The sequence below is a fragment of the Bacillus sp. AFS023182 genome, from assembly GCF_002560575.1.
Taxonomy (GTDB): Bacteria; Bacillota; Bacilli; order Bacillales; family Bacillaceae_G; genus Bacillus_A; species Bacillus_A arachidis.
Genome location: NZ_NTRO01000011.1, coordinates 72,779 through 95,396, shown reverse-complemented (window position 1 = coordinate 95,396; position 22,618 = coordinate 72,779). Strand labels below are relative to the sequence as shown.

Annotated in this window: 23 protein-coding genes; 18 read left to right on the top strand and 5 right to left on the bottom strand. The window is 35.2% G+C overall.

What is annotated here, in order from left to right:
- Positions 1 to 41: 41 nt before the first annotated feature.
- Positions 42 to 185: a hypothetical protein gene (locus tag CN288_RS06475; protein WP_026591604.1), complete on the top strand. Its 144-nt coding sequence runs from the start codon at positions 42 to 44 to the stop codon at positions 183 to 185.
- Between the two features lie 34 nt (positions 186 to 219).
- Here the strand turns inward: CN288_RS06475 and brnQ are convergent, their stop codons facing one another.
- Positions 220 to 1,566, bottom strand: a complete 1,347-nt coding sequence (gene brnQ / locus CN288_RS06470; protein WP_026591603.1) for a branched-chain amino acid transport system II carrier protein — start codon at positions 1,564 to 1,566, stop codon at positions 220 to 222.
- 658 nt (positions 1,567 to 2,224) lie between these two features.
- On the opposite strand from brnQ, the gene CN288_RS06465 reads away from it, so the two are divergent.
- The 5 genes from CN288_RS06465 to CN288_RS06445 all read left to right on the top strand — a co-directional run bounded on the left by CN288_RS06465 (position 2,225) and on the right by CN288_RS06445 (position 7,669).
- Positions 2,225 to 3,604 carry an APC family permease gene (locus CN288_RS06465; RefSeq protein WP_026591602.1) on the top strand — a complete coding sequence of 460 codons (1,380 nt, stop codon included), beginning with the start codon at positions 2,225 to 2,227 and terminating at the stop codon, positions 3,602 to 3,604.
- A gap of 208 nt (positions 3,605 to 3,812) precedes the next feature.
- Complete coding sequence (locus tag CN288_RS06460; protein ID WP_141527930.1) at positions 3,813 to 4,067, top strand: DUF1294 domain-containing protein; 255 nt, start codon at positions 3,813 to 3,815, stop codon at positions 4,065 to 4,067.
- Positions 4,068 to 4,262: 195 nt separating this feature from the next.
- Positions 4,263 to 5,204, top strand: a complete 942-nt coding sequence (rarD, locus tag CN288_RS06455) for an EamA family transporter RarD (protein WP_098301996.1) — start codon at positions 4,263 to 4,265, stop codon at positions 5,202 to 5,204.
- 78 nt (positions 5,205 to 5,282) lie between these two features.
- Positions 5,283 to 5,708, top strand: a complete 426-nt coding sequence (locus tag CN288_RS06450) for a divergent PAP2 family protein (protein ID WP_026591599.1) — start codon at positions 5,283 to 5,285, stop codon at positions 5,706 to 5,708.
- Positions 5,709 to 5,809: 101 nt separating this feature from the next.
- A complete protein-coding gene (locus tag CN288_RS06445) occupies positions 5,810 to 7,669 on the top strand; it encodes a terpene cyclase/mutase family protein (protein WP_098301995.1) in 1,860 nt (619 codons plus the stop codon).
- A 74-nt stretch (positions 7,670 to 7,743) separates the two neighbouring features.
- On the opposite strand, the gene CN288_RS06440 is transcribed toward CN288_RS06445, so the two are convergent.
- Positions 7,744 to 7,893: a YfhD family protein gene (locus CN288_RS06440; protein ID WP_026591597.1), complete on the bottom strand. Its 150-nt coding sequence runs from the start codon at positions 7,891 to 7,893 to the stop codon at positions 7,744 to 7,746.
- A gap of 132 nt (positions 7,894 to 8,025) precedes the next feature.
- Here CN288_RS06440 and fabG point away from each other — a divergent pair, with 132 nt between their 5' ends.
- Positions 8,026 to 8,766: a 3-oxoacyl-ACP reductase FabG gene (gene fabG / locus CN288_RS06435; RefSeq protein ID WP_026591596.1), complete on the top strand. Its 741-nt coding sequence runs from the start codon at positions 8,026 to 8,028 to the stop codon at positions 8,764 to 8,766.
- Positions 8,767 to 8,805: 39 nt separating this feature from the next.
- On the opposite strand, the gene CN288_RS06430 is transcribed toward fabG, so the two are convergent.
- Positions 8,806 to 10,290, bottom strand: a complete 1,485-nt coding sequence (locus CN288_RS06430) for an aldehyde dehydrogenase family protein (RefSeq protein ID WP_098301994.1) — start codon at positions 10,288 to 10,290, stop codon at positions 8,806 to 8,808.
- A 271-nt stretch (positions 10,291 to 10,561) separates the two neighbouring features.
- Between CN288_RS06430 and CN288_RS06425 the strand changes: the two genes are divergently transcribed.
- The 6 genes from CN288_RS06425 (at position 10,562) to CN288_RS06400 (ending at position 17,235) form a co-directional block, all read left to right on the top strand.
- On the top strand, positions 10,562 to 10,840 hold the full coding sequence (locus CN288_RS06425) for a YhdT family protein (RefSeq protein ID WP_026591594.1): 279 nt from the start codon (positions 10,562 to 10,564) through the stop codon (positions 10,838 to 10,840).
- Positions 10,841 to 10,843: 3 nt separating this feature from the next.
- Positions 10,844 to 12,274, top strand: a complete 1,431-nt coding sequence (gene panF / locus CN288_RS06420) for a sodium/pantothenate symporter (RefSeq protein WP_026591593.1) — start codon at positions 10,844 to 10,846, stop codon at positions 12,272 to 12,274.
- A 258-nt stretch (positions 12,275 to 12,532) separates the two neighbouring features.
- Positions 12,533 to 13,465 (top strand): nucleoside hydrolase, encoded by a 933-nt coding sequence (locus tag CN288_RS06415; protein ID WP_098301993.1) that lies wholly within the window; start codon positions 12,533 to 12,535, stop codon positions 13,463 to 13,465.
- A gap of 126 nt (positions 13,466 to 13,591) precedes the next feature.
- Positions 13,592 to 14,701, top strand: a complete 1,110-nt coding sequence (locus tag CN288_RS06410; protein ID WP_090691835.1) for a serine hydrolase — start codon at positions 13,592 to 13,594, stop codon at positions 14,699 to 14,701.
- A 125-nt stretch (positions 14,702 to 14,826) separates the two neighbouring features.
- Positions 14,827 to 16,335 (top strand): argininosuccinate lyase, encoded by a 1,509-nt coding sequence (gene argH, locus CN288_RS06405; RefSeq protein WP_090691839.1) that lies wholly within the window; start codon positions 14,827 to 14,829, stop codon positions 16,333 to 16,335.
- A gap of 66 nt (positions 16,336 to 16,401) precedes the next feature.
- Positions 16,402 to 17,235, top strand: a complete 834-nt coding sequence (locus CN288_RS06400; RefSeq protein WP_098301992.1) for a GNAT family N-acetyltransferase — start codon at positions 16,402 to 16,404, stop codon at positions 17,233 to 17,235.
- Between the two features lie 38 nt (positions 17,236 to 17,273).
- Here CN288_RS06400 and CN288_RS06395 read toward each other — a convergent pair whose 3' ends face one another.
- Positions 17,274 to 18,026 (bottom strand): (S)-benzoin forming benzil reductase, encoded by a 753-nt coding sequence (locus CN288_RS06395; protein WP_098301991.1) that lies wholly within the window; start codon positions 18,024 to 18,026, stop codon positions 17,274 to 17,276.
- Positions 18,027 to 18,198: 172 nt separating this feature from the next.
- Positions 18,199 to 18,906: an iron-sulfur cluster repair di-iron protein gene (ric, locus tag CN288_RS06390; protein ID WP_098301990.1), complete on the bottom strand. Its 708-nt coding sequence runs from the start codon at positions 18,904 to 18,906 to the stop codon at positions 18,199 to 18,201.
- Between the two features lie 215 nt (positions 18,907 to 19,121).
- Between ric and CN288_RS06385 the strand changes: the two genes are divergently transcribed.
- The 5 genes from CN288_RS06385 to CN288_RS06360 all read left to right on the top strand — a co-directional run bounded on the left by CN288_RS06385 (position 19,122) and on the right by CN288_RS06360 (position 22,277).
- On the top strand, positions 19,122 to 19,463 hold the full coding sequence (locus CN288_RS06385; RefSeq protein ID WP_026591586.1) for an ASCH domain-containing protein: 342 nt from the start codon (positions 19,122 to 19,124) through the stop codon (positions 19,461 to 19,463).
- Complete coding sequence (locus tag CN288_RS06380) at positions 19,460 to 19,876, top strand: NUDIX hydrolase (protein ID WP_026591585.1); 417 nt, start codon at positions 19,460 to 19,462, stop codon at positions 19,874 to 19,876. The genes CN288_RS06385 and CN288_RS06380 overlap by 4 nt, the downstream gene beginning before the upstream one ends.
- A 69-nt stretch (positions 19,877 to 19,945) precedes the next feature.
- Entirely contained in the window at positions 19,946 to 20,563 is a 618-nt protein-coding gene (locus CN288_RS06375) for an acetate uptake transporter (protein ID WP_026591584.1), read from the top strand.
- A gap of 417 nt (positions 20,564 to 20,980) precedes the next feature.
- A complete protein-coding gene (gene cspB / locus CN288_RS06365) occupies positions 20,981 to 21,181 on the top strand; it encodes a cold shock-like protein CspB (protein ID WP_003198964.1) in 201 nt (66 codons plus the stop codon).
- A 262-nt stretch (positions 21,182 to 21,443) separates the two neighbouring features.
- On the top strand, positions 21,444 to 22,277 hold the full coding sequence (locus CN288_RS06360; protein ID WP_098301989.1) for an exonuclease: 834 nt from the start codon (positions 21,444 to 21,446) through the stop codon (positions 22,275 to 22,277).
- Positions 22,278 to 22,618 lie beyond the last annotated feature (341 nt).

Below are 22,618 nucleotides of genomic sequence, written 5' to 3'. Positions count from 1 at the left end.
CCCTTAGTATAGACATATCATTTTTGAAAAGAGGGGTTCAAGTGCCGTTTTTAGGAAGCGTATATCAAATATTTGGATTATATCCGGAGATCTACCATGCGATGATTTCTATGGAAATGCAGGAAGAAGAATTACGTAATGAGCATGTGGAAAAGAACAATACGGAAATAGAAATGGAAGATTAGGAAAAACCATGCAGATTTTTATCTGCATGGTTTTTTAATGATTTGTTTTCGGAGTATTCGTAATGAATTTCATTCGGAATACATAAATGAAGTAACCAATACATCCTCCAACAAATGCAGGACAGATCCAACCTAAACCTGCATCGTATAAAGGAAGAAATTTAGAAAAAGTAACATTGATTGCTTGAATAGGGATATTTGCTGCATTTAGTCCATCAAACAAACTAACGACAAAAGTTAGGAGTAAGCTCCATTGATATACCTCAGTTCTACCTTTAAATATGGGGTGCAAAAATGTTAAAACAATTAGCATAATTGCAAGTGGATATATCGCTGTAAGTACCGGTACAGAAACCGCGATTAATTCTGTCAAACCAAGATTTGCAATCAATGCGCTAAAAACAGAAAGTATAACAGCAAATGTTTTATAAGATATTTTCGGGAATACTTTATGAAAGTATGAAGAGCATGATGTTACAAGTCCGACGCTTGTTGTTAAACATGCAACAGTAATCATTAAGCCTAACAATAAATTGCCTAAAGAACTAAAATAATAATTCGCTACTTTAGCTAATACTTCTCCTCCATTTGTTAGGTGCCCTAGTTTAGATACACTAGCGGCCCCCATATAAGAAAGTGAAGTATAAACAATTGTTAATACAATTGCTGCAATACCAGCAGCCTTTGCACAAACGCTCACTATTTCTTTTTTATCATAAGTACCTTTCTCTTTTATAGCATTGATAATAATAATGCCGAATACAAAAGATGCAAGTGTATCCATTGTTAAGTAGCCTTCTTGGAAACCTTTAAAAAAAGAATTGTTCACAAATTCTTTTGCAGGTGCCTGAATAGGGCCGATTGGTTGGACAAACGCCGCAACTACTAAAATCCCGATGAATGTAAGCTTGATAGGGGTTAAAAGCTTCCCCACAACATCTACAATTTTCGTTGGATTAAATGAGAACCAACATGTAATACTAAAGAAAATGATTGTGAAAATAAGTAATGCAAACGTCTCTGTTCCGTTAGATAAAAATGGTTTTACACCTATTTCAAAAGAAACACTTCCAGCTCTAGGGAGTGCAAATAACGGACCAATTGCTAAATAAAGAATAAATGTGTACACAGCGCTGAACCAAGGATGAACACGATTCGCTAATGTTTGTAAATCATCACTATTAGAAATACCAAATGCTAGAACGCCTAACAAAGGAAGACCTACTCCTGTAATTAAAAATCCAGCAGTAGCAGTCCACACATTATGCCCAGCTGCTTGGCCTAACATAGCTGGGAAAATTAAATTTCCAGCACCAAAAAATAGTGCAAATAACATAAGGCCGATTACAAGGACACGAGAAAAGGGTACTTTATTTGCCAAATTAAAACCTCCATTGAAATAATTCTTTACAATACCATATTGTTACAAAGAAAATTCTGAATTTTAAAATTGTTATATTCACAACGTTTTTTATTATACTAATACGAAATTTATATAGCAACCAAAAATTTATTTTCTGAATTAATAATAAAAAGTAAATGTATGATATGAAATTTAAATCATGCAAATAATAGAGTTAAGATACAATCAAGTAACTATAGTTTTTATTTCACAAAAACAATTTCGATTATGAAATAGTGGAGTGCATATGTATCTTGTAGGGTGTAGTGAATGGAATATTAATATTAGAAAAATAAATCAGGGGATATACCTGGTGATGATTAGAATCGCATGATTTTAAATTATGAAATAATACTTTTTGTTACATAATTATCCATTATAAAAAGAGTGCTCTTATTATTGACAATTGAATTAATTATATGATAAATTCAATTCTGTTTCTTAGTGATGCATCATTTGCAAGAATATCACATTGTAATTTTAAATGTATATTTTGAATTTTTGCATTTTTAAAAAATTTAGTTTGGAAATAAGTAAAATTTCTAGTTATTTAAAAATAATAATTATAAAAACTCTAAAACGGAATAGAAGAGGTTGTACTTAGTAAGGGATTATATTGAAAACGAGGTTTCTACTAATGAGTCTATTAATTAAAAAGGAAATGAATGAAGAAAAGAAAAGGGTGTTGAATCAAACGTTAGGAGCATTTGATTTAACTCTTTTAGGAATCGGGGCAATTATTGGAACTGGTATTTTTGTATTAACGGGTATTGTGGCAGCGAAACATGCTGGCCCAGCAATTGTTCTATCTTTTGTATTGGCTGCACTTGTTTGTGCCTGTGTGGCATTTTGTTATGCTGAATTTGCTTCTACTGTTCCAGTGTCCGGTAGTGTATATTCTTATACATATATTACATTAGGAGAAATTTTTGCTTTTATAGTTGGTTGGTGTGTCATGTTAGAGTATTTATTAGCGACCTCTGCAGTAGCAGCTGGGTGGTCCGCTTATTTTCAATCATTACTTCTAGGATTTCATATTAAAATCCCTACTCTTGTTGCCTCGGCACCGGGCATGGGGAAAGGTGGAATCATTGATTTACCTGCAGTTTGTATTATTTTAGTTGTTACATTTTTGTTAAGTCGTGGTGCGAAAGAAAGTGCACGCATTAACAATATAATGGTTATTATTAAACTTGCAGTTATTGTAGGATTTATTATTGTAGGTGGACAGTATGTAAAACCAGAGAATTGGCAACCATTTCTTCCGTTTGGGTTTCATGGTGTTATTGGAGGAGCAGCTACTGTATTTTTTGCTTTTTTAGGATTTGATGCAGTTGCTACAGCAGCTGAAGAAGTGAAACGCCCACAGCGCAATGTTCCGATTGGTCTTCTTGTATCGTTATGTATTTGTACAATTCTTTACATTGGTGTTTCATTTATTTTAACAGGAATGGTACCATTTACTGAATTGAATGTAGCTGATCCAGTCGCCTATGCGCTGCGTGTTGTAGGACAGGATAAAATTGCAGGTTTGTTATCAGTAGGAGCCATTGCTGGTTTAACTACTGTTCTTTTGGTAGCTATGTTTGCTTTTGTACGGGTATCTTACTCAATGAGTCGTGATGGATTACTTCCAAAAAAGCTTTCAAGTGTACATAAACGTTTTCAAACACCATTTCTTAATACGTGGATTACAGGGGTTCTCGCAGCACTTTTAGCGGGGCTTGTAGATTTGAATTTATTGGCGAATTTAGTAAATGTGGGAACGATAACAGCTTTCATATTTGTATGTATTGCGGTAATTGTACTCCGTAAAACACACCCAAATATTGAAAGGCCATTTCGTGCACCATTGGTTCCTTTTTTACCGATAATGTCAATAATCAGTTGTATGTATTTAGCTTTAAATCTTTCTAAAGTAACTTTAATCAGTTTTATGGTTTGGATTATAATAGGTATTTTGGTTTATTTTGTGTATGCTAAAAAGCATAGTAATGTAAGGGGAAATGGGGCATAAAGTGTATGGGGTGTTAGCCCTTATCAATTTAGCTTTACTTCCTGCGAATAGTGGGATAAATAATTGAAATAGCAGCTGTAGGCTGAAAAGATAGCTTGTTTACAAGTAATTCTTTACTGTCTACAGCGATTTTTATTTGTATATAAATAAAAAATCTATTATTGTACAAAGAATTAAATTAAAAAAGATAGTGAAGTGAGAATTAATAATGTTCGTAAAATGTATGTATATATTGTGTATGAGTGTCATTGCTTTTTCGATGATGGGGCTTGATAAACGTAAGGCTGTGAAAAAACAATGGCGTACCCCTGAAAGTACATTGTTTTTAGTGTCTGCAGCAGGGGGAGCAATCGGAACGTGGATTGGAATGTATGTTTTTCACCATAAAACTCATAAAAATAAATTTAAAATTGGTATACCGCTTTTTGTTGCTATAACCTCATATGCTATATGGCTGATTTAGGTTGAGGTGATACCAATTAGGTTTCTAAAAGGAGTTTAGCTGTTTTTACTAGGTTCTAAAGCATGTATATATAAATGATAAGTAAGTTGTTTGAAAAGGGAATTATATTGTCGAAAAAGATAGGGAGAGAATATTTGTAAAGGTTTAAAGCTACACCTTATAATGAAGAGAAAAAAGAAGAGGAGAAAAGGGAAGATGGAGAGTCAAAAAGCACTGCAAAAGAAAGGGATTTTATATGCGGCGGGTGCTTATATGATGTGGGGAGTTCTCCCCATTTACTGGAAATGGGTGGGGGAAGTTCCTGCAGAAGAAATATTAGCGCATCGCATTGTTTGGGCATTTGTTTTTATGTTACTAATTTTAGGAGTATCAAAGCGAATGGGGCAATTTCTGAGCGAGCTTGTGAGTCTTTTTAAACGACCTAAATTATTAACATCATTAACGATTGCTTCTATTTTAATTAGTGGGAATTGGTTTGTGTACATATGGGCTGTGAATCAAAATCATATCATTGAAGCAAGTCTTGGTTATTATATTAATCCTCTTGTAAGTATTTTACTTGGTACAGTTGTTTTGAAAGAAAAACTTAACTTTTGGCAATATGTTGCAGTTGGTTTGGCGGGAATAGGTGTTATTATTTTAGCGTTCCGATACGGTTCAATTCCATGGATTGCCCTTTCACTTGCGTTTACATTTGGATTATATGGATTAACAAAGAAGTTACTGAATTATGATGCAATGATAGGACTTACGATGGAAACAATGATTGTGACGCCTCTTGCAGTCATTTATTTAGTTATGATTGGTGACCATGGTTTTGGTTCGTTTGGTTCTATTTCGTCTACTTCAACGTTACTTTTAATGGGAGCGGGGGTTGTTACTGCATTACCTCTTTTTTATTTTGCCAAAGGAGCACAACTTATTCCACTATATATGATTGGGTTTTTACAATATATTGCACCAACTATTAATCTTATTTTAGGGGTTTTTGTGTTCCATGAGCATTTTTCATCGGCACATATGACGGCATTTTTCTTTATTTGGATTGCACTTTTCATATTTTCGGTCGCTAAAACAAAGTTTTTATTGGAAAAGCAACCGAAGTTTCTTAAAAATAAATCAGCAAAAGTATCATAAAGCGTAGTATTTTCTACGCTTTTTTCTTTATACTTATAAGTATAGAATTTCCATTACTGCAAGTAGGGAGCTGGAAAAATGGAAACAATTTTACATAACGATCCGTTGATGGCAGCTGTACTCGCTTGGTTTTTGGCGCAACTAGCGAAAGTCATTTTTAAATTAATCAAGGCGGGAGAATTTGATTTCGCACAATTCTTTGCTTCTGGAGGAATGCCAAGCTCTCATTCTTCAACAGTTACTGCATTAGCGACAGGTGTTGGGATGGTGGAAGGTGTAACGAGTGCGGTATTTGCAGTGGCCGCTATTTTTGCAATTATTGTAATGTATGATGCATCTGGGGTAAGACTTGCGGTAAGTAAACAGGCGAAGATTTTAAATGATTTTTTTCACGGTAGACAAACAGAATATAAGAAATTAAATGAGCTTGTCGGACATACACCATATCAAGTTGTGGTGGGAGCTATATTAGGTATTGTAGTTGCAATTGGATATTGTTTATGAGCAGAACATGTATTTTTATATGTTCTGCTTTTATTTGTTTATACATAATTTTTTGTAAAGTGGAATATGGTATACGAATTTAGAAAGGGTGGGTGAAAAGAGTGTTATTATATGAAAAAGTGCGTCAGGAAGTCAATCGGAAAATTACTGCACTGCAAACGATGCAGCATCAAGACGGAACATGGCGATTTTGTTTTGAAGGTTCTCCATTAACAGATTGCCATATGATTTTTTTGCTTAAATTATTAGGTCAAGATCAAGAAATAGAGCCGTTTGTTGCAAGACTGGCATCTCTTCAAACAAATGAAGGAACTTGGAAGTTATACGAAGACGAATCTGTCGGTAACTTATCCGCTACAATTCAGGCATATGCGGCTTTACTCGCTTCTAGAAGATACACGAAAGAAGATATAAATATGAAACGTGCGGAAGTATTTATTCGTGAACGAGGTGGGATTACACACGCTCACTTTATGACAAAATTTTTATTAGCGCTTCATGGTGGATATGAATATCCTTCGTTGTTTCACTTTCCAACACCGATTTTATTTTTACCCGAAGATTCCCCACTCAGTATATTTGAGCTAAGTAGTTCGGCCCGTATTCACTTAATTCCGGCGATGATTTGCATGAATAAGCGATTTACTGTGTCAAGTACAATACTTCCTAATTTAGATCATATTTCAGGAGTGAGTAAGACGCAGTGGTTCCGAGAAGAACGTTCATCGCTGTTTCAAACGCTAATTAGAGATGTGAAGAAGTTTTTATCATACCCCTTATCTTTGCATCATAAAGGGGACAGGGAAGCAGAGCGTTTTATGATTGAGCGGATTGATGAAAATGGAACATTATACAGTTATGCGAGTGCTACATTTTACATGATTTATGCGCTACTTGCACTTGGGCATTCAATTCAGTCGCCGCTTATTTCAAAGGCAGTATTAGGATTGAAATCTTATATATGGAATATGGATAAGGGATTACATCTTCAAAATTCACCATCTACAGTGTGGGATACGGCTTTATTAAGCTATTCGTTGCAAGAAGCGGGTGTAACGCATGACAACAAAATAATTCAAACAGCAACAGGTTATTTACTGCAAAAACAACATAAAGAGAAAAAAGATTGGAGTGTACATGCTCCATCACTTGAAGCTGGGGGATGGGGATTTTCAGATATAAATACGACAATTCCGGATAATGATGATACAACAGCTGTACTTAGAGCGTTAGCACGAAGTAGGAGAGGGAATCCAAAAGTAGAAGGAGCGTGGAAGAAAGGAATCCAATGGGTGAGAGGATTGCAAAATATTGATGGGGGCTGGGCGGCTTTTGAAAAGGGTGTAACCAATCATTTACTGACGCATTTTCCTCTTGAAAATGCAAACGATATGCTTACAGATCCATCTACATCAGATATTACAGGGCGGGTATTGGAGTTTTTTGGAAGGTATGCGTCACATGAATTACAAGGTGAACGAAGAAATCGAGCAATAAGATGGCTAATCAATGCACAGGAGAAAAATGGATCGTGGTATGGAAAATGGGGAGTGTGTTACATATATGGTACTTGGGCAGCTCTGACAGGTTTACGTGCTATAGGAGTCTCGCCTAATCACACAGCTTTGCAAAAAGCAGTCGCATGGTTAGAGAATATTCAACATAGAGATGGAGGTTGGGGCGAGTCTTGCAGAAGTAGTATAGAAAGACAATTTATTTCGTTACCTTTTAGTACACCATCACAAACAGCATGGGCACTCGATGCGCTTATTGCTTATTATGATATAGAAACACCAACCATTCGAAAAGGGATTTCTTATTTACTTACACAATCAATGGAGAATCAAGATTATCCTACAGGCTTAGGGCTATCAGGTGGGTTTTACATTCACTATCATAGCTATCATTATATATTTCCCCTTCTTACTTTTGCTCACTATATAAAAAAATATAGAAAATAAACCGAGAATTTGTCTCGGTTTATTTTTGTTGGTAGTAGGTTCCAATTGAAAAGAACAAGGTAATGAATCACACCTTATTTTTTTGTTGATTGGTGTTTTTGACGTGCGTCGGCGGCATCTGCACGAGCGTTTGCTTCTAAGTCATCTTGGTCAGCGAGCTCACGTGAGAACTCGACATCAATGCCATCAGAGGCTATTTTTCGCTTTAAATCCTTTTTGTTCATTCGACACAATCTCCTTGTGTTTATGCTATGTTGCAAGTTTAGTTTGACACAAATAGACTTTTTTATACAAAAAGGATTTGGAAAAGGGAAAGCCGAAATATACAGTATAAGCGATAGAAATGGGGGAGAATAATGGACTTTTTAAATGGGAGAACAGCGGTTATAACAGGGGCAGCACAAGGGATAGGTAAGGAGATTGCTCGTACGTTTGCAAAGCTTGGAGCAAAGGTATTAATTAGCGATGTAAACGAAGAGAAATTAAAGGAAACAATAAATGAATTTTTGGAACAAGGGTATGAAGTGAGTTTATATCCTTGTGATGTAAGTAATCAAAATGAGGCGAAATCATTAATTGAATATGCGGTTCAAACATTCGGCGGGTTACATATTTTAGTGAATAACGCTGGAATTACAAGAGATGCGATGTTACATAAAATGGAGAAATCAGCTTGGGAGCAAGTGTTGCAGGTGAATTTAACGGGTGTGTTTTATTGTATGCAACCAGCACTTCTTTATATGAGGCAGCAACAATTTGGACGTATCATCAATATCTCTTCAATTAGTAGAGAAGGGAATATTGGGCAGGCAAATTATGCCGCAACGAAAGCAGGTGTCATTGGATTAACAAAAACGGCAGCGAAAGAAGTGGGTGGATTTGGTATTACTTGTAATGCCATTTGTCCCGGTTTTATGGATACAAGTATGACAAAAACCATACCAGATAAAGTGAAAGAGAAGATGGTTGGTGCAATTCCAGTTGGAAGAATTGGAACGCCACAAGATATCGCAAATACAGCGGCTTTTTTAGCTTCAGAGTATGCGTCTTATATTACAGGCGAGGTATTAAATGTGAGTGGTGGATTACAAGTTTAATGGGAAAAGAGCCTGACTGCATGAGTCAGGCCCTTTTCGTTAGTTCAGATTCACCCAAACACTCTTCACTTCTGTATAGTTATTTAATGCATAGGATCCCATTTCACGGCCAAGACCAGATTGCTTAAATCCACCAAATGGAGAAGCTGCATCAAATACGTTATAACAGTTTACCCATACAGTACCAGCGCGGACTTTGCTTGCGATATAGTGTGCATGTTTTACATTTTCTGTCCATACACCAGCAGCTAGACCAAATGATGATTTATTTGCACGTTCAATTACTTCATCAATATCATCAAACGGCAATGCGGAGATGACAGGGCCGAAAATTTCTTCTTTTGCAATTGTCATTTCATCGTTCACGTCTGCAAATACAGTTGGAGCGACGAAATAGCCTTGTTCGTATGGTTTGTTTCCACCACAAAGTACTTCTGCACCTTCTTCAATACCTTTTTCAATGTATCCCATAACGCGTTTTTGTTGTTCTTCTGAAACAAGAGGCCCAATGGTTGTTTGAGGATCTAGACCTGCACCTTGTGTTAATTTTTTCGAATACAGAACAAGGTCAGCCATAACATTGTCATACATTTTCTTTGGAATAAATAAACGTGATCCAGCGCAGCACACTTGTCCTTGGTTAAACATAACGCCAGAAAGTGCACCTGGGATTGCACGAGATAAATCAGCATCTGGCAAAATAATATTTGGTGATTTACCACCAAGTTCTAATGTAACTCGTTTTAGTGTTTCAGAAGCTTGTCTCATGATTTGTTTACCAACAGGAGTCGAACCTGTAAATGCGATTTTATCAACGAGAGGGTGATTCACAAGCGCTTGTCCAGCTGTTTCGCCAAATCCTGGTACGATGTTGACAACACCTTTTGGGAAACCAGCTTCTTCAAATAATTCAGCTAAGTATAGAGCAGAAAGAGGTGTTTGCTCTGCTGGCTTTAGTACAATTGTACAACCAGTCGCAAGGGCAGCACCCATTTTCCACATTGCCATTAGGAGAGGGAAGTTCCATGGGATAATTTGTCCAACAACACCAACTGCTTCATGGCGCGTGTAGTTAAAATATTCACCGGAAACTGGAATAGTTTGACCGACAATTTTTGTAGCCCAGCCAGCGTAATAACGCATATGTTCAATCGCAAGAGGAATATCTGCTGCCAACGTCTCACGGATTGGTTTTCCGTTATCTAATGTTTCAAGTTGTGCCAGTTCCTCTGCATGTTCTTCCATTAAATCTGCAAGTTTGTACATAAGACGGCTGCGCTCGGCGCCACTCATCCGGGACCAAGGTCCTTCATCAAATGCAATCCTAGCAGCGATTACTGCTTTATGAATATCTTCTCGACCAGCTTCCGAAACGATTGCAAGTGTTTCACCAGTTGCTGGGTTAGGAGTTTTAAATGTTTTACCGGAAGCGCTTTCGACGAATGCTCCATTCACATATAATTTTTTTGTTCCTTGAAGAAACTGCTCTACTTTTTCATGAAGATTTGCAGCTAATTGACTCATTGTATAACCCCCTTGGAAATATAGTGTAAACGCAGTGCGAGACGGCGTTTATTCCTGCAATAGGGTTGTGAAAAACTAGTTGAAAGACCTCTAATTTAAATCATAAATAAAGAAGATTGAAAATTCAAATTTCATTTTTGTTACAATTGTAAAAAATATGTAATACCGGACTTGCTACTGTATCTTAAAAAAATCCCTCTAATTTTTCTTTTCTATTAGGAAAAACTAGAAGAACAATGTTACAATAATACATCGTGAGAGGAGGGAGAAAATGAAGGATTATCATGATGATCCACGCTTTCGAATTGCCCATAAAGAAGCGTTAATGGGTCTTGGACTTGCTTTTATTAATTTTATAATATGGTATGGGTTTGCTTATGGGCTTGGTAGTAAGGATCCAAGTGAATATACATATGTATTAGGTTTTCCAGCATGGTTTTTTTATAGTTGTATAGTCGGTTTTGTTGTAGTAGTTATACTTCTTATTTTAATCGTGCGTTTTGCATTTCAAGATATTTCGCTCGATGAGGAAGAAAAAAGTGAGGAATGATGAATGAATTGGTACGTAATAATTCCAATGATAATTTCTTTTATCGTTGTATTTTTAATTGGTGTATATGCATCAAGGCGTGTGCAAGCAACGGCTCATAATAAATTTTTACAAGAATACTTTCTTGGAGGACGTGAGCTAGGCGGCTTATTATTAGCTATGACAATGATTGCTACGTACGGTAGTGCGAGTAGTTTTATTGGGGGACCTGGAATTGCATATAATATGGGACTTGGATGGGTATTATTGTCGGCAATCCAGGTTGTAACGGGTTACATCGTCTTGACGGTAATTGGTAAAAAATTTGCAATCATTGCAAGAAAGATGGAGGCAATTACACTTATTGACTACTTAAAAGGAAGATATAATCATAAAGCAGTGGTCATTCTTTCAGCACTATGTATTATTATCTTTTTATTTTCAGCAACAGTTGCTCAGTGGGTTGGAGGCGGAAGGTTAATTGAATCGTTAACAGGTCTTTCGTATACAGCGTCTTTATTTCTTTTTACATTTTCCGTACTTATATACGTTTTAATTGGTGGATTCCGTGCAGTTGCTTTATCTGACACATTGCTTGGCATTATTATGTTGGCGGGAACGACAATTATTTTAATTGCAACGGTGATTGCTGGTGGCGGAATTGAAAAGATTATGCAGGAACTTGTTCAAATTAATCCGAATTTAATTACGCCGTTTGGAGCGGATGGTAGTTTAACGAAAACGTATGTGACATCATTTTGGATATTAATCGGTGTTGGTGTGGTTGGATTACCACAAATTAGCGTGCGCGCGATGTCTTATAAAAATTCAAAAGCAATGCATCAAGCTTTAATTATCGGAACAATTGTTGTCGGTACAATTATGATTGGTATGCATTTAACGGGTGTGTTTGCACGCGTGGTGCTTCCAGGCGTAACGGTACCAGATAAAGTGATGCCGCTTCTTGCAATGGAAGTATTGCCACCTTGGCTTGCTGGAGTCTTTTTGGCAGCCCCAATGGCTGCCATTATGTCAACTGTAAATTCACTTTTATTACTTGTAAGTTCATCAATTATTAAAGATATATATGTGAACTACATCAATGAAAAGGCTACTGATACAGCTATCAAAAAAGGAAGCTTGTGGATTACTGGAATCGTTGGTTTACTTGTGTACGTAGCAGCTATTAAACCACCAGATTTCTTAATTTGGTTAAATTTATTTTCTTTTGGTGGCTTAGAAGCAGCATTTATTTGGCCAATTGTTTTAGGATTATATTGGAAAAGAGGGAATGCATGTGGTGCGCTTGCATCCATAATAGTTGGAGTAGGATCTTATGTAGTCATCCATCTTTGGTTCCCAAATCCGTTCCATATACATACAGTAGTCTTTCCGATTTGTTTTGCTTTTATTGCTTATATAATTGGCAGTGTATTGACGGTGAAAAAAGAATAGAAATAGTAAAACAAAACCACAGTGCTTTCAAAGGTGAAAAGCACTGTGGTTTTTTATTCGGCTATTCGTGAGCCGTAAGACTTCACCTCAAAATTCAGTACAAGATAAGAATTTAGGCTAGGGACCAGAATGCATGTAAAAGCCTGATTAGTAGGAGATGATTTAAGTTTTACGTTATGATGAAAATGAAGTTTTTTATTCTGCATCCTTTTGGTTATTCATAAAGTAGTAACAATTGATGGGATGGAGTTGAAGCCTATGAAAAAGGTACTTTTTTTAGGGGATCCTGGGATTGATGATTCTTTAGCCATTATGTATGGGCTGTTACATCCTGAGATTGAAATTGTTGGGATTGTAACTGGATATGGAAATGTAACACAAGAACAAGCAACGAGTAATGCAGCGTATTTAATGCAATTAGCAGGTAGAGAAGATATATCTATTATAAATGGAGCAAAAATGCCATTGTCGGGTGAATTTACAACATATTATCCGGAAATTCATGGAGCGGAAGGATTAGGCCCAATTCGCCCTCCGAAAACGATTCAACCAAATATCAAATCGTTTTGTGCGATCTTTGACATAATTCAGCGTTATAAAAAAGAAATTATTATTGTGGATACAGGGAGATCAACAAGTTTAGCAACGGCGTTTATATTAGGGAAAGATATAATGCAAAATGTAAAAGAATATTACTGTATGGGCGGTGCTTTCCTTATTCCAGGGAATGTTACCCCTGTAGCGGAGGCGAATTTTCATGGTGATGCACTTGCTGTAAATTTAGTCATGCAGTATGCAAAAAACGTAACATTAATCCCTCTAAATGTTACAAGTGAATCAATCGTTACACCTGAAACTGTGCAATATATAAAAAAACATTCACAAACTGCATTTAACAAATTAATTGAACCTATATTTCAATATTATTATAAAGCATATAAGAAAATAAATCCGAAAATTACAGGAAGTCCCATTCATGATGTGCTTACGATAATGGCAGTTGTAAATCCTTCAATGATTGAATATGTATATCGGAAAGTAGAAGTTGATTTAGAAGGTAGTGCAAAAGGTGAAAGTATTGCTGACTTCAGGCCACAACCTGATGCAAAAGCACTTAAAAATTGGGTAAGAATTGGGTGGAAATTAAATTATAAGAAATTTGTTGAAAATTTTGTTCGAATTATGACATAGACATAATATAAGATTACAAGTTAAAATAATAGAGACGATTATTTAGATAATCGTCTCTATTATTTTGTGTATAACTATATATAAAAGATAAAAGATAAAAGATATGAATTGGGAGAGGGAATTCACTTGAGAAAAGTTATAATATGTGCGGGAATCATTGGTGTATTCATAGTGCTTATATCCGGTAACTTTTTAGTGAAAAAAGTTTGGAGTTCTAATAATGATGATGCTCAATTTATTGCTTCATTTGTTGAAGAACATAAAGATGAAAAAAATAGTGCCTTACTTATAAAACGAAATGACAAAGTTGTTTATTCTGTTAATCCAAATGTTGTGTTACCGGTTGCGAGCACGATGAAGCTAATTGTCGCAATTGAATTTACGAAACAAGTTGTAGATGGGAGAATTGATCCAAATAGTTATGTGTCGATTGATGATGTAAATCGTTACTATATTCCAAATACAGATGGTGGTGCACAGGATCGTTGGCAAAAGTATTTAATAAGAACTGGTAAAATGGATGGAAATGCAGTTTCTTTAGAGGAAGTTGCAAAAGGCATGATAAAGTTTAGTTCTAATGCCAATACAGAGTATTTAATGGATCAACTTGGATTAGATCATATTAATCAAAATTTACAAAACTTATCACTTCCTTCGCATCAACCGTTATTTCCTATTGTTTCTTCTTTATATATTCCAGGATATTTGCATAAGGAATTGCATATTCCAAAATCTAAATTAGAGAAAAAGTTAAAAGAAATGCCCCCAGAAGAATACCGTCGTTATGCTGTGTTAATACATGAACGCTTAAAAGAGAAAGGGCCGTTATTACAAAAAGAAATTCCGCTATATTTAGAAGAGAAATATGAAAAAATATGGTCAGACAAGTTGCCAGCTGCATCCGCAAATGATTATATGGTGCTTTTGGAAAAAGCGAATCATAAAAAAGGTTTTACAGATGCTGAAGAAAAAGAGTGGGCGAATCTTGTTGAAACGGACATGAAAGCAAAAAAGTACCGTAAGTCATTTAGACATGCTGGGCAAAAAAATGGGTATACGCCGTGGACATTAGCAAAAGCGGTTTATGCCACTGATAAACTTGGGAATTGTACAGAAATAGTGTTTTTAGCAAACCAATTGAATGAAGATGATAGTGTAGAGCTTCGTAAGCACTTGCGAAATCTACATTTCCAAGTGTTACAAAGTGAAAAATATGATGCAACTGTTATTAAATAACCCCGATGCGTGAAGCACCGGGGTTATTTTTGTTCAGTTAATGAAAGTTTCACTTCATACAAGCACCTTTTCAGAAGCTCTGGGTATGATGATTAGTAAATAACTGGGCGAAAGGGGAAAAAGTGATGAAACAGGGTAACGAAGAATTTATAAAGAGTGAAGGCGCTAATTTCCCTGGAAAAACCTATGCAAACTGTGTGTTACAGCATGTGTTTCAATTTCAGCGAGATTATTTATTGCAAGAGATGTTTATGATTCATCGGGCTCATATTATCATGCTTGTGGAACAAAAATTAATGAGGCAAGAAGATGCAAAAGTTATTTTAACAGCGTTAGAGAAAGTGGCGCAAATCCCAAAGAGTCAATTATTGTATGAGCAGGAACATGAAGATCTCTTTTTTTTAGTAGAACATTTAATTGAGCAAGAAGCGAATCATAATTTTGTAAGTAATATGCATATCGGCAGGAGTCGAAATGATATGGGAGTCGCGATGTATCGAATGAGTTTGCGCCGCTATTTATTACGGTATATAGAGCATTTTCTTCTTTTACAAGAAAGTATGTTAGAAGTGGCAAACGAACATATAGAAACAATCATGCCGGCTTATACGCACACACAACCCGCGCAACCAACAACATTTGGTCACTATATGTTAGCGATATATGATACGATGCAGCGGGACTTAGAGAGAGTTTGGAACCTATATCATCTTGTCAATCAATCTCCTTTAGGAGCAGCTGCTCTATCTACTACAAGCTTTCCTATAAATAGACAGCAAGTTGCAAAGTTGCTCGGTTTTTCAAGTGTTATTGAAAATTCATATGACGCTATTGCGAGCGCAGATTATTTATTAGAGACAAGTGCGACAATTATGGTGGCAATGACAAATAGCAGTCGATGGCTCCATGACTTCTTACTACTAGCAACAAAAGAATACAATGGGATTACTGTTGCAAGTCCGTATGTACAAATTAGCAGTATAATGCCACAAAAACGGAACCCTGTTTCTATTGAACATGCTCGTGCTCTTGTTAGCGGTGTACTTGGAGAAACCTTCACTGTATTTCAAATGATTCATAATACACCATTTGGAGACATTGTAGATACAGAGGATGATTTGCAACCTTATTTATATGAAGGAATTGAAAAAGCAATTCGTGTATTTTGTATAATGAATGCAGTGATTCAAACAATGAAGGTGGAAGATGAAGTTTTAAGAAATCGATCGTTTAAACATGCGATTACGATAACAGATCTGGCAGAAACATTAACCAAAAATTATAAGATTCCTTTTCGGCGCGCTCATCATGCTGCAAGTTATATTGCCAAAATGTCTATACAGCAACAAAAAGAGTTGTATGAACTAAATTTTTCTGAAATCAATATGTACCTACAAGACAACTTTCATGTAACGCTTTCAGAAAAAGAATGGGATGACATTATATCACCTGAAGCATTTGTTAAAAAACGAACTGTATACGGTGGGCCGAGTAAAACGGAAATGATACGCATGATTCGAAAGAGGAAAGAGGATTTTAAGAAAGAAGAAATTAAATTTGACAAAGAAAAACAACGGATGCTACAAGCTGAAAAAGAAGTGATGGAGAAAGTCTTGAATATTATTGAATCATAAAAGCAGGATTTAGTGAATTAGTCGCTAATATTCTATTTAAATATAAATAGAAGGAAGAGATTGTCGATGATTCAATTACAGATATATAAGGAAGTTTCTTGTTTTAAGGAGGAAGTTACTCCTATTTTAGAAAGGAATGAACAAGAGAATAATTTATTATTAGGTGTGTTACAGTTCACGGAGAATCCGTTGTTTATGGCAGTGGCAAAGCAAAATGAAAAAATTGCTCTCATATTTTTTCAAACCGAGGAGCAGAAAATGATTGTTGCTAAATCCGAAGTTTCGGGGGGGACTATACAGGAAATAGCGAAACAATTAACAAAGGTGTATCCAGATATACCTGGATTGATCGGTGAAAAAAGAGTGGTGAAACAATTAGCGGAAGAGATTGCACAACTAGAACAAAAGAAGCTTTCTATTCGTATGAATCAAGGTGTGTATGAATTAAAAAAAGTAAAGAAAAAATGGGATGCGCATGGTGTTTTCTGTCAAATAAATAGCAGTGAATTACCATCTATTGAAAAGTGGGTGTACCAATTTTGTGAAGACGTTCAATTACCTACTACGGAAGAAAAAGCCAAACAAACTGCAAATACATTAGTAAGTACAAATCGATTGTTTGGGTGGGAAGTGGATGGAAGATTGGTTTCGGTAGCTGCAATTACAAGACCAACTAAGAGTAATATTACAGTAAATTTTGTATATACACCGAAAGACGAACGTAAAAAAGGGTATGCTTCTAATTGTGTAGCTGCTCTTAGTCAACATATGTTAGAAAGAGGCTATAAAACAACTACTTTATATACGGACTTAGCGAATCCGACTTCAAATAAGATTTATCAAGAGATAGGATATGAACTGATAATGGAATCTGTATTAATATTTTTAGAACCGATGTAATGAAGGGCTCGCATACAAGCGAGCCTTTTGCTATGAAACTAATTTTCATCAATCCGAATTATTCCACCTTGCTTAAAATCTTGAGTTTCTAGAAGATGAACAACAGCTTTTGCAACATATTCAGGAGAAAGTAATTTTCCTTCTTCTTTTAAAGCGATAAATCGATCTAAGTTAGTAAAATCTTCTTTTTCTGTTTGGCGAATTTGCTGTTGCATATTTGTATCCACAACACCTGGTGCAAAGGCAATGGTTTTAACAGGATATTCTTTTTCAGCTTCCTCTGTAGCGATGCATTGTGTAAACATGTTCAAACCAGCTTTCGTTGTACAATAAGCACCCCATCCAAAGTAAGGTTTTTGTCCAGCACCTGAGGAGATATTGATAACACGTTTGTCGACTTTCCAATTTTTCGTATGTTTCATAAATGATGAAGTAAGAATCATCGGTGCGATTAAATTAATGTGTACATTTGTGATCAAAAGTTCACTCTCAGATTTTTCAATCGGCTTTATTGGTGTAAGTGTACCGGCGTTATTAATCAAATGGATAGAAGAGACGCTTTTTTCTTCGATAGATGAAAAGATTGTTTCGAAATGAGTTTCTAAATGATGTACATCTTGGAGATCGATTGCGTGAAATGTGAAAGAAATACCTTTTTGTTTTGCTTTTTCAAGAAGTTTTTCATTTTGTCCTCTAGAAATACAAATAAGTTGTGTATTTTCCTCTAGTAGTTGTGTAGCGATAGCCTCGCCTAATCCTTGTGAAGTACCTGTTACAATAACATATCTCATAGTATATTGAACTCCTCTCATATGTATAGGGATTTTTTAATTATGTGGTGTACATAATCTATTTATAAAGTATAGAGGATTTTTTTTATAAATGAAGTAATTAGTAGCAGATTATAGTTGGAGTTAAAGAAAAAAATAAGCAGCGGAAAATAATCCTCGCTGCTTATTGGCTTTAGCGGATAGCAAGTAATCGCTTGAATAAAATGTTGTTTTCAAGATGTACGTGTTGGAATAAATCGGATTCAAAATCCTCTAGACGATTATAGACCATGCGATATGTGCGACATGCATGCTCTGGAGGAGTAAAGTCATTTGTAATAATTCGTAATTCTTTTATAAGATCGCCAGCTCCATCATGCTCTTGTTCTAATTCTTCAAGCTTTTCGATTGCCAAAACTGAATTTTCTTGAGTTGGGTTTTGTTCGTATTTTTTGATAAGTGGAAATACAAGAGTTTCTTCTTTGATTATATGTTGTTCCAGTTCTAATTTTAACTCATGGAAAAGTCGGTGAACGGCACTTAAATGAGACCCTGTTTGACCATGTACGCGAAATACTTTTGTTACATATGGACTTAGTTGCGGTAATTCTTCTTGAATATAGCGATGATGTTTTTGGATAATGTGGTCAATTAGTGTTGAAAAATTAACTTCACTCCAGTTTATAGATTCATTATTTTTTGACTGATATAAAGTGTATTGTTCATTCAATATTTTTAAAAGTTCATCAGGGGAAATTTCTTTTGTTTGTGTCGCTACTTCGATTGTTTTGTCCCCGCCACAACAAAAATCAATGCGATGTTTTTTAAATAAATCACTTGCTTGTGGAAAAGTAGTAACTATTTCACCAACAATAGATGTTTTTGTAAAAGGTATAGTCATATCAAACACTCCTCTGTTCATTTGGATGTTTTTAGCATAATGGTTTAGGAAGGAGGTCGGAGTGATTAGAATCACAAATATATTGGAGAGTTTATGAATGTTTTGTATATGGTGTGATATTTCCTTTACCACAATAGAAAGGGGAGGAGTGTAATGACGGAAAAATCAAAAAACGAAGAAGGGTTACATGATATAATGAAGCAGGGTGATGAAGAGTGCAACATAAAATGGGGCTATATGATGAGCCGTTTCAATCTATTCAATCTGGAAAAAAGGTATTTGAAGTACGTTTATATGACAAAAAACGTCAGAATATACAAAAAGATGATGAAATCGAATTTATAAATTTAACAACAAAAGAAACAATTCGTGTAAAGGTAACGGAATTGAAATGTTATAAAACATTTCAAGAAATGTATAAGGATATTGATAAAGAGTTGATGGACTGTGCAAATTGGAGTTTAGAAGAGATGCTAACAAGTACATATGAAATATATACAAAAGAACAAGAGCAAAAATGGGGGACAGTTGCGATTGGGGTTGAGGTGATAGCGTGATCCGAAATCGAGGTGCAGCTCTCATTATACAGAAGGAACAAATTGTTCTAATAAAACGTATTCGAAACAATGAAGTGTATTTTGTATTTCCAGGTGGGGGAATTGAAGAAAATGAAACACCTAAAGAAGCGACAATACGTGAGGTTTATGAAGAGCTGGGCGTGCACGTTGAAATTCAAAAGCTTGTTACGAAGTATGAGTATAAAGGTACGCAGTATTTTTATGAAGCCCGTATCATTGGAGGTCTTTTTGGTTCAGGAAAAGGTGAAGAATTTACAAGGATTGATAGAGGCCAATATATTCCGGTTTGGATCCCTATAAAAGAGCTATTACATCTAAATATCAAGCCGTATGAAGTAGCGGAAATGATCGTGCATCGCTACAAAAGTATGAAGTCTGACGACATACAATAAAAACCATTGACATGGCCTTCTGAATTCAGTATTGTATTCAAGTATGTGTTCAAAATCAGGAGGTTTTTTATGAGTAATCAAACTACACATCATGTAAAAATGACAACAGCGGATCCATCTGGAATTGGTCTATTTGGATTAGCAATGGTAACACTTGTAGCATCATCACAAAAATTAGGATTAACGGATGGTGTTGCATTTGTATTGCCATGGGCAATCTTTTTAGGAGGATTTGCACAACTTTTTGCTTGCGTTCACGATGCAAAGCATAATAATACGTTCGGTACAACTGCATTTGGTGCATATGGTCTGTTTTGGCTAGGCGTTGGAACGTCTTGGTTAATTCAATTAGGTGTATTCGGTGAAAAATTAGCACAAGCTGTAGATCCAAAACAACTTGGAGTAGCCTTCATTGGATATTTAATCTTTACGATTTTTATGACAATTGGAGCAATGGAAACACATAAAGTATTATTTATGATTTTTGTACTTATTGATTTCTTATTTATTGGTCTTTCATTTAGTACTTTAGGTGTTATGCCACATGCTATGCATAGCTTAGCAGCGTATTCTGAACTATGTATTTCATTACTATCTTTCTATGGTTCAGCAGCAGCTGTATTAAATACACATTTCGGAAAAGTTGTATTACCAGTAGGAAAGCCATTTGGCATTTTTAAAAAATAAGAAAAAAGCACGAGTGACAAGAATAGTCAGTCGTGCTTTTTTTATACAAATAGAGAGAGGGGTTAATTATGGTGTGTGGATCAATCAAAGGACATAGCCAGCGAATTGTTAATGAAAGGGAAAATTATGTTGTAGCAGGGGCTGGAAAATCGAAAGTGATGCACTGGGAGAAAAGCATTGTGTAAGATCTACAAAAAAAATAAGGAATTCAGCTTTACTTTTATTATATTGATATGATATAGTAATTATAAACCATTTTACTTTTAATAATATAGAGATTTAAATGAGCTGTAACTTCAGAGGAGGATAGCAATGTTAAATCTCCTCTGAGGTTGCAGTTTTTTAATGTCCTTATTATTTTGTAAAGTGGTCGAAAATGAATATGTACATATAGGTACATTGTAGGAGGATTTTTTCATGCAAAACGGTAAAGTAAAATGGTTTAACTCAGAAAAAGGTTTCGGATTCATCGAAGTTGAAGGCGGAGAAGACGTATTCGTTCATTTCTCAGCTATCCAAGGCGAAGGATTCAAAACTTTAGAAGAAGGTCAAGAAGTTACTTTCGAAGTAGAACAAGGTAACCGTGGACCACAAGCTACTAACGTAGTTAAGAAGTAATTGAATTAAAAGGAGAAGGGATTTCCCTTCTTCTTTTTTTTGTTGGATTTAATCCATTTTATCCTGTAGTATATATCATTGAAAATAATTTGACGAAGATAAAGAAAAAACATGGATTGAAGTTTTATAAAAATTTTTGGGTGTTTTTGTCTTAAAATTCAAAAAATAACCTGTAATCTTTTTTAGAAATTTTGTTTTTTGTACTGGTACAGTGGGGACTATATAGTTAAAACTATAATTAGACAAGGAAGAGGTATGTGACTTGAATGAACCTAAATATTATATTGTATTTGATGTTGAGAGGAATTTTCGGCCTTATAAATCGGAAGATCCATTGGAAGTGGTTGATATTGGAGCAATTAAGGTAGAAGCAAGTACAATGCGTATTATTGAGAGATTTTCTTCACTTGTTAAACCGATAGCACCTCTGACTCGTCATACAACAAAATTAACGGGAATTACAAAGAAAGATTTAAAAGGGGTAGAAAAGTTTCCAAAGGTAATGGAGCGATTTCTTCAATTTGCTGGAGGTGACTATATGTTTATAACATGGGGGAAGGAGGACTATAGATTTCTTGCGCAAGATTGTAAACTACATAATATAGAATGCCCTAATATAGAGAATGAAAGGAAATTTGATTTGCAAAAATTTGTATTTCAAGCATATGAGCAATTATTTATACATATACCAAGTTTGAAATTTGCGGTGGAGCAATTCACATTAGAATGGGAAGGCAAACAGCACCGTGCCTTTGCAGACGCTAAGAACACCGTAAATATCTTTCTTAAAGTATCAAAGGAAAAGGATATTTATAAGCGATATAAAAGAAATGAGGAGCTCGTACTTGCTAAGAACGGTGTATTGACCGAAAAAGCAAAAAAGAAAATGAAAAGATGGGTATTTAAAGAATTAAAGAAAAAAGAGCATGTTCAATTTAATTGGGAGGATTTTTATAATAGCAAGACATGGGAACATATAATGGAACGGTATTATATTCATGATGATACAATCTTGCTTTTACAGGAATATTTTACTGTTGCTGTACAGAAAGGAAACCAGCAATTACGCGTATTAGAAGAAATGAATGATGTATAGTCAAAAGTTAGGTCGGCTGTTGGAAATAATTTTTATAAGGCGTATCCTTTTACCTAGATTTCTTTAATTAGTAGAAAAAGGAGTATATGTATACAAGTTTTCCAAAATCTAATTTGTGAAATTGTAGTATTTTTTGAGGTGAATGAAATAATTATTCTTATTAATAAGTGGGCTTTTAAATTTTATTTTTGGTTATCTCACTTTGAGCTCGTCTTCATACATCATCTTTCTAAGTTGGTGATTTTTCTAATCGGAGGTTTTAATACTGTAGTAACGCGGTGATAGAAATGTGAGTGGAAATAATCGAGCACTATAAATTAGCGCTCGATCAAAATGTAACT

Bases quoted from the DNA above. Each gene is read 5' to 3' on its own strand.
- CN288_RS06465 (WP_026591602.1), top strand. From the start codon at position 2,225: ATGAGTCTATTAATTAAAAAGGAAATGAATGAAGAAAAGAAAAGGGTG.
- CN288_RS06460 (WP_141527930.1), top strand. From the start codon at position 3,813: ATGTTCGTAAAATGTATGTATATATTGTGTATGAGTGTCATTGCTTTT.
- rarD (WP_098301996.1), top strand. From the start codon at position 4,263: ATGGAGAGTCAAAAAGCACTGCAAAAGAAAGGGATTTTATATGCGGCG.
- CN288_RS06450 (WP_026591599.1), top strand. From the start codon at position 5,283: ATGGAAACAATTTTACATAACGATCCGTTGATGGCAGCTGTACTCGCT.
- CN288_RS06440 (WP_026591597.1), bottom strand. From the start codon at position 7,893: ATGAACAAAAAGGATTTAAAGCGAAAAATAGCCTCTGATGGCATTGAT.
- fabG (WP_026591596.1), top strand. From the start codon at position 8,026: ATGGACTTTTTAAATGGGAGAACAGCGGTTATAACAGGGGCAGCACAA.
- CN288_RS06430 (WP_098301994.1), bottom strand. From the start codon at position 10,290: ATGAGTCAATTAGCTGCAAATCTTCATGAAAAAGTAGAGCAGTTTCTT.
- CN288_RS06425 (WP_026591594.1), top strand. From the start codon at position 10,562: ATGAAGGATTATCATGATGATCCACGCTTTCGAATTGCCCATAAAGAA.
- panF (WP_026591593.1), top strand. From the start codon at position 10,844: ATGAATTGGTACGTAATAATTCCAATGATAATTTCTTTTATCGTTGTA.
- CN288_RS06415 (WP_098301993.1), top strand. From the start codon at position 12,533: ATGAAAAAGGTACTTTTTTTAGGGGATCCTGGGATTGATGATTCTTTA.
- argH (WP_090691839.1), top strand. From the start codon at position 14,827: ATGAAACAGGGTAACGAAGAATTTATAAAGAGTGAAGGCGCTAATTTC.
- CN288_RS06400 (WP_098301992.1), top strand. From the start codon at position 16,402: ATGATTCAATTACAGATATATAAGGAAGTTTCTTGTTTTAAGGAGGAA.
- CN288_RS06395 (WP_098301991.1), bottom strand. From the start codon at position 18,026: ATGAGATATGTTATTGTAACAGGTACTTCACAAGGATTAGGCGAGGCT.
- ric (WP_098301990.1), bottom strand. From the start codon at position 18,906: ATGACTATACCTTTTACAAAAACATCTATTGTTGGTGAAATAGTTACT.
- CN288_RS06375 (WP_026591584.1), top strand. From the start codon at position 19,946: ATGAGTAATCAAACTACACATCATGTAAAAATGACAACAGCGGATCCA.
- cspB (WP_003198964.1), top strand. From the start codon at position 20,981: ATGCAAAACGGTAAAGTAAAATGGTTTAACTCAGAAAAAGGTTTCGGA.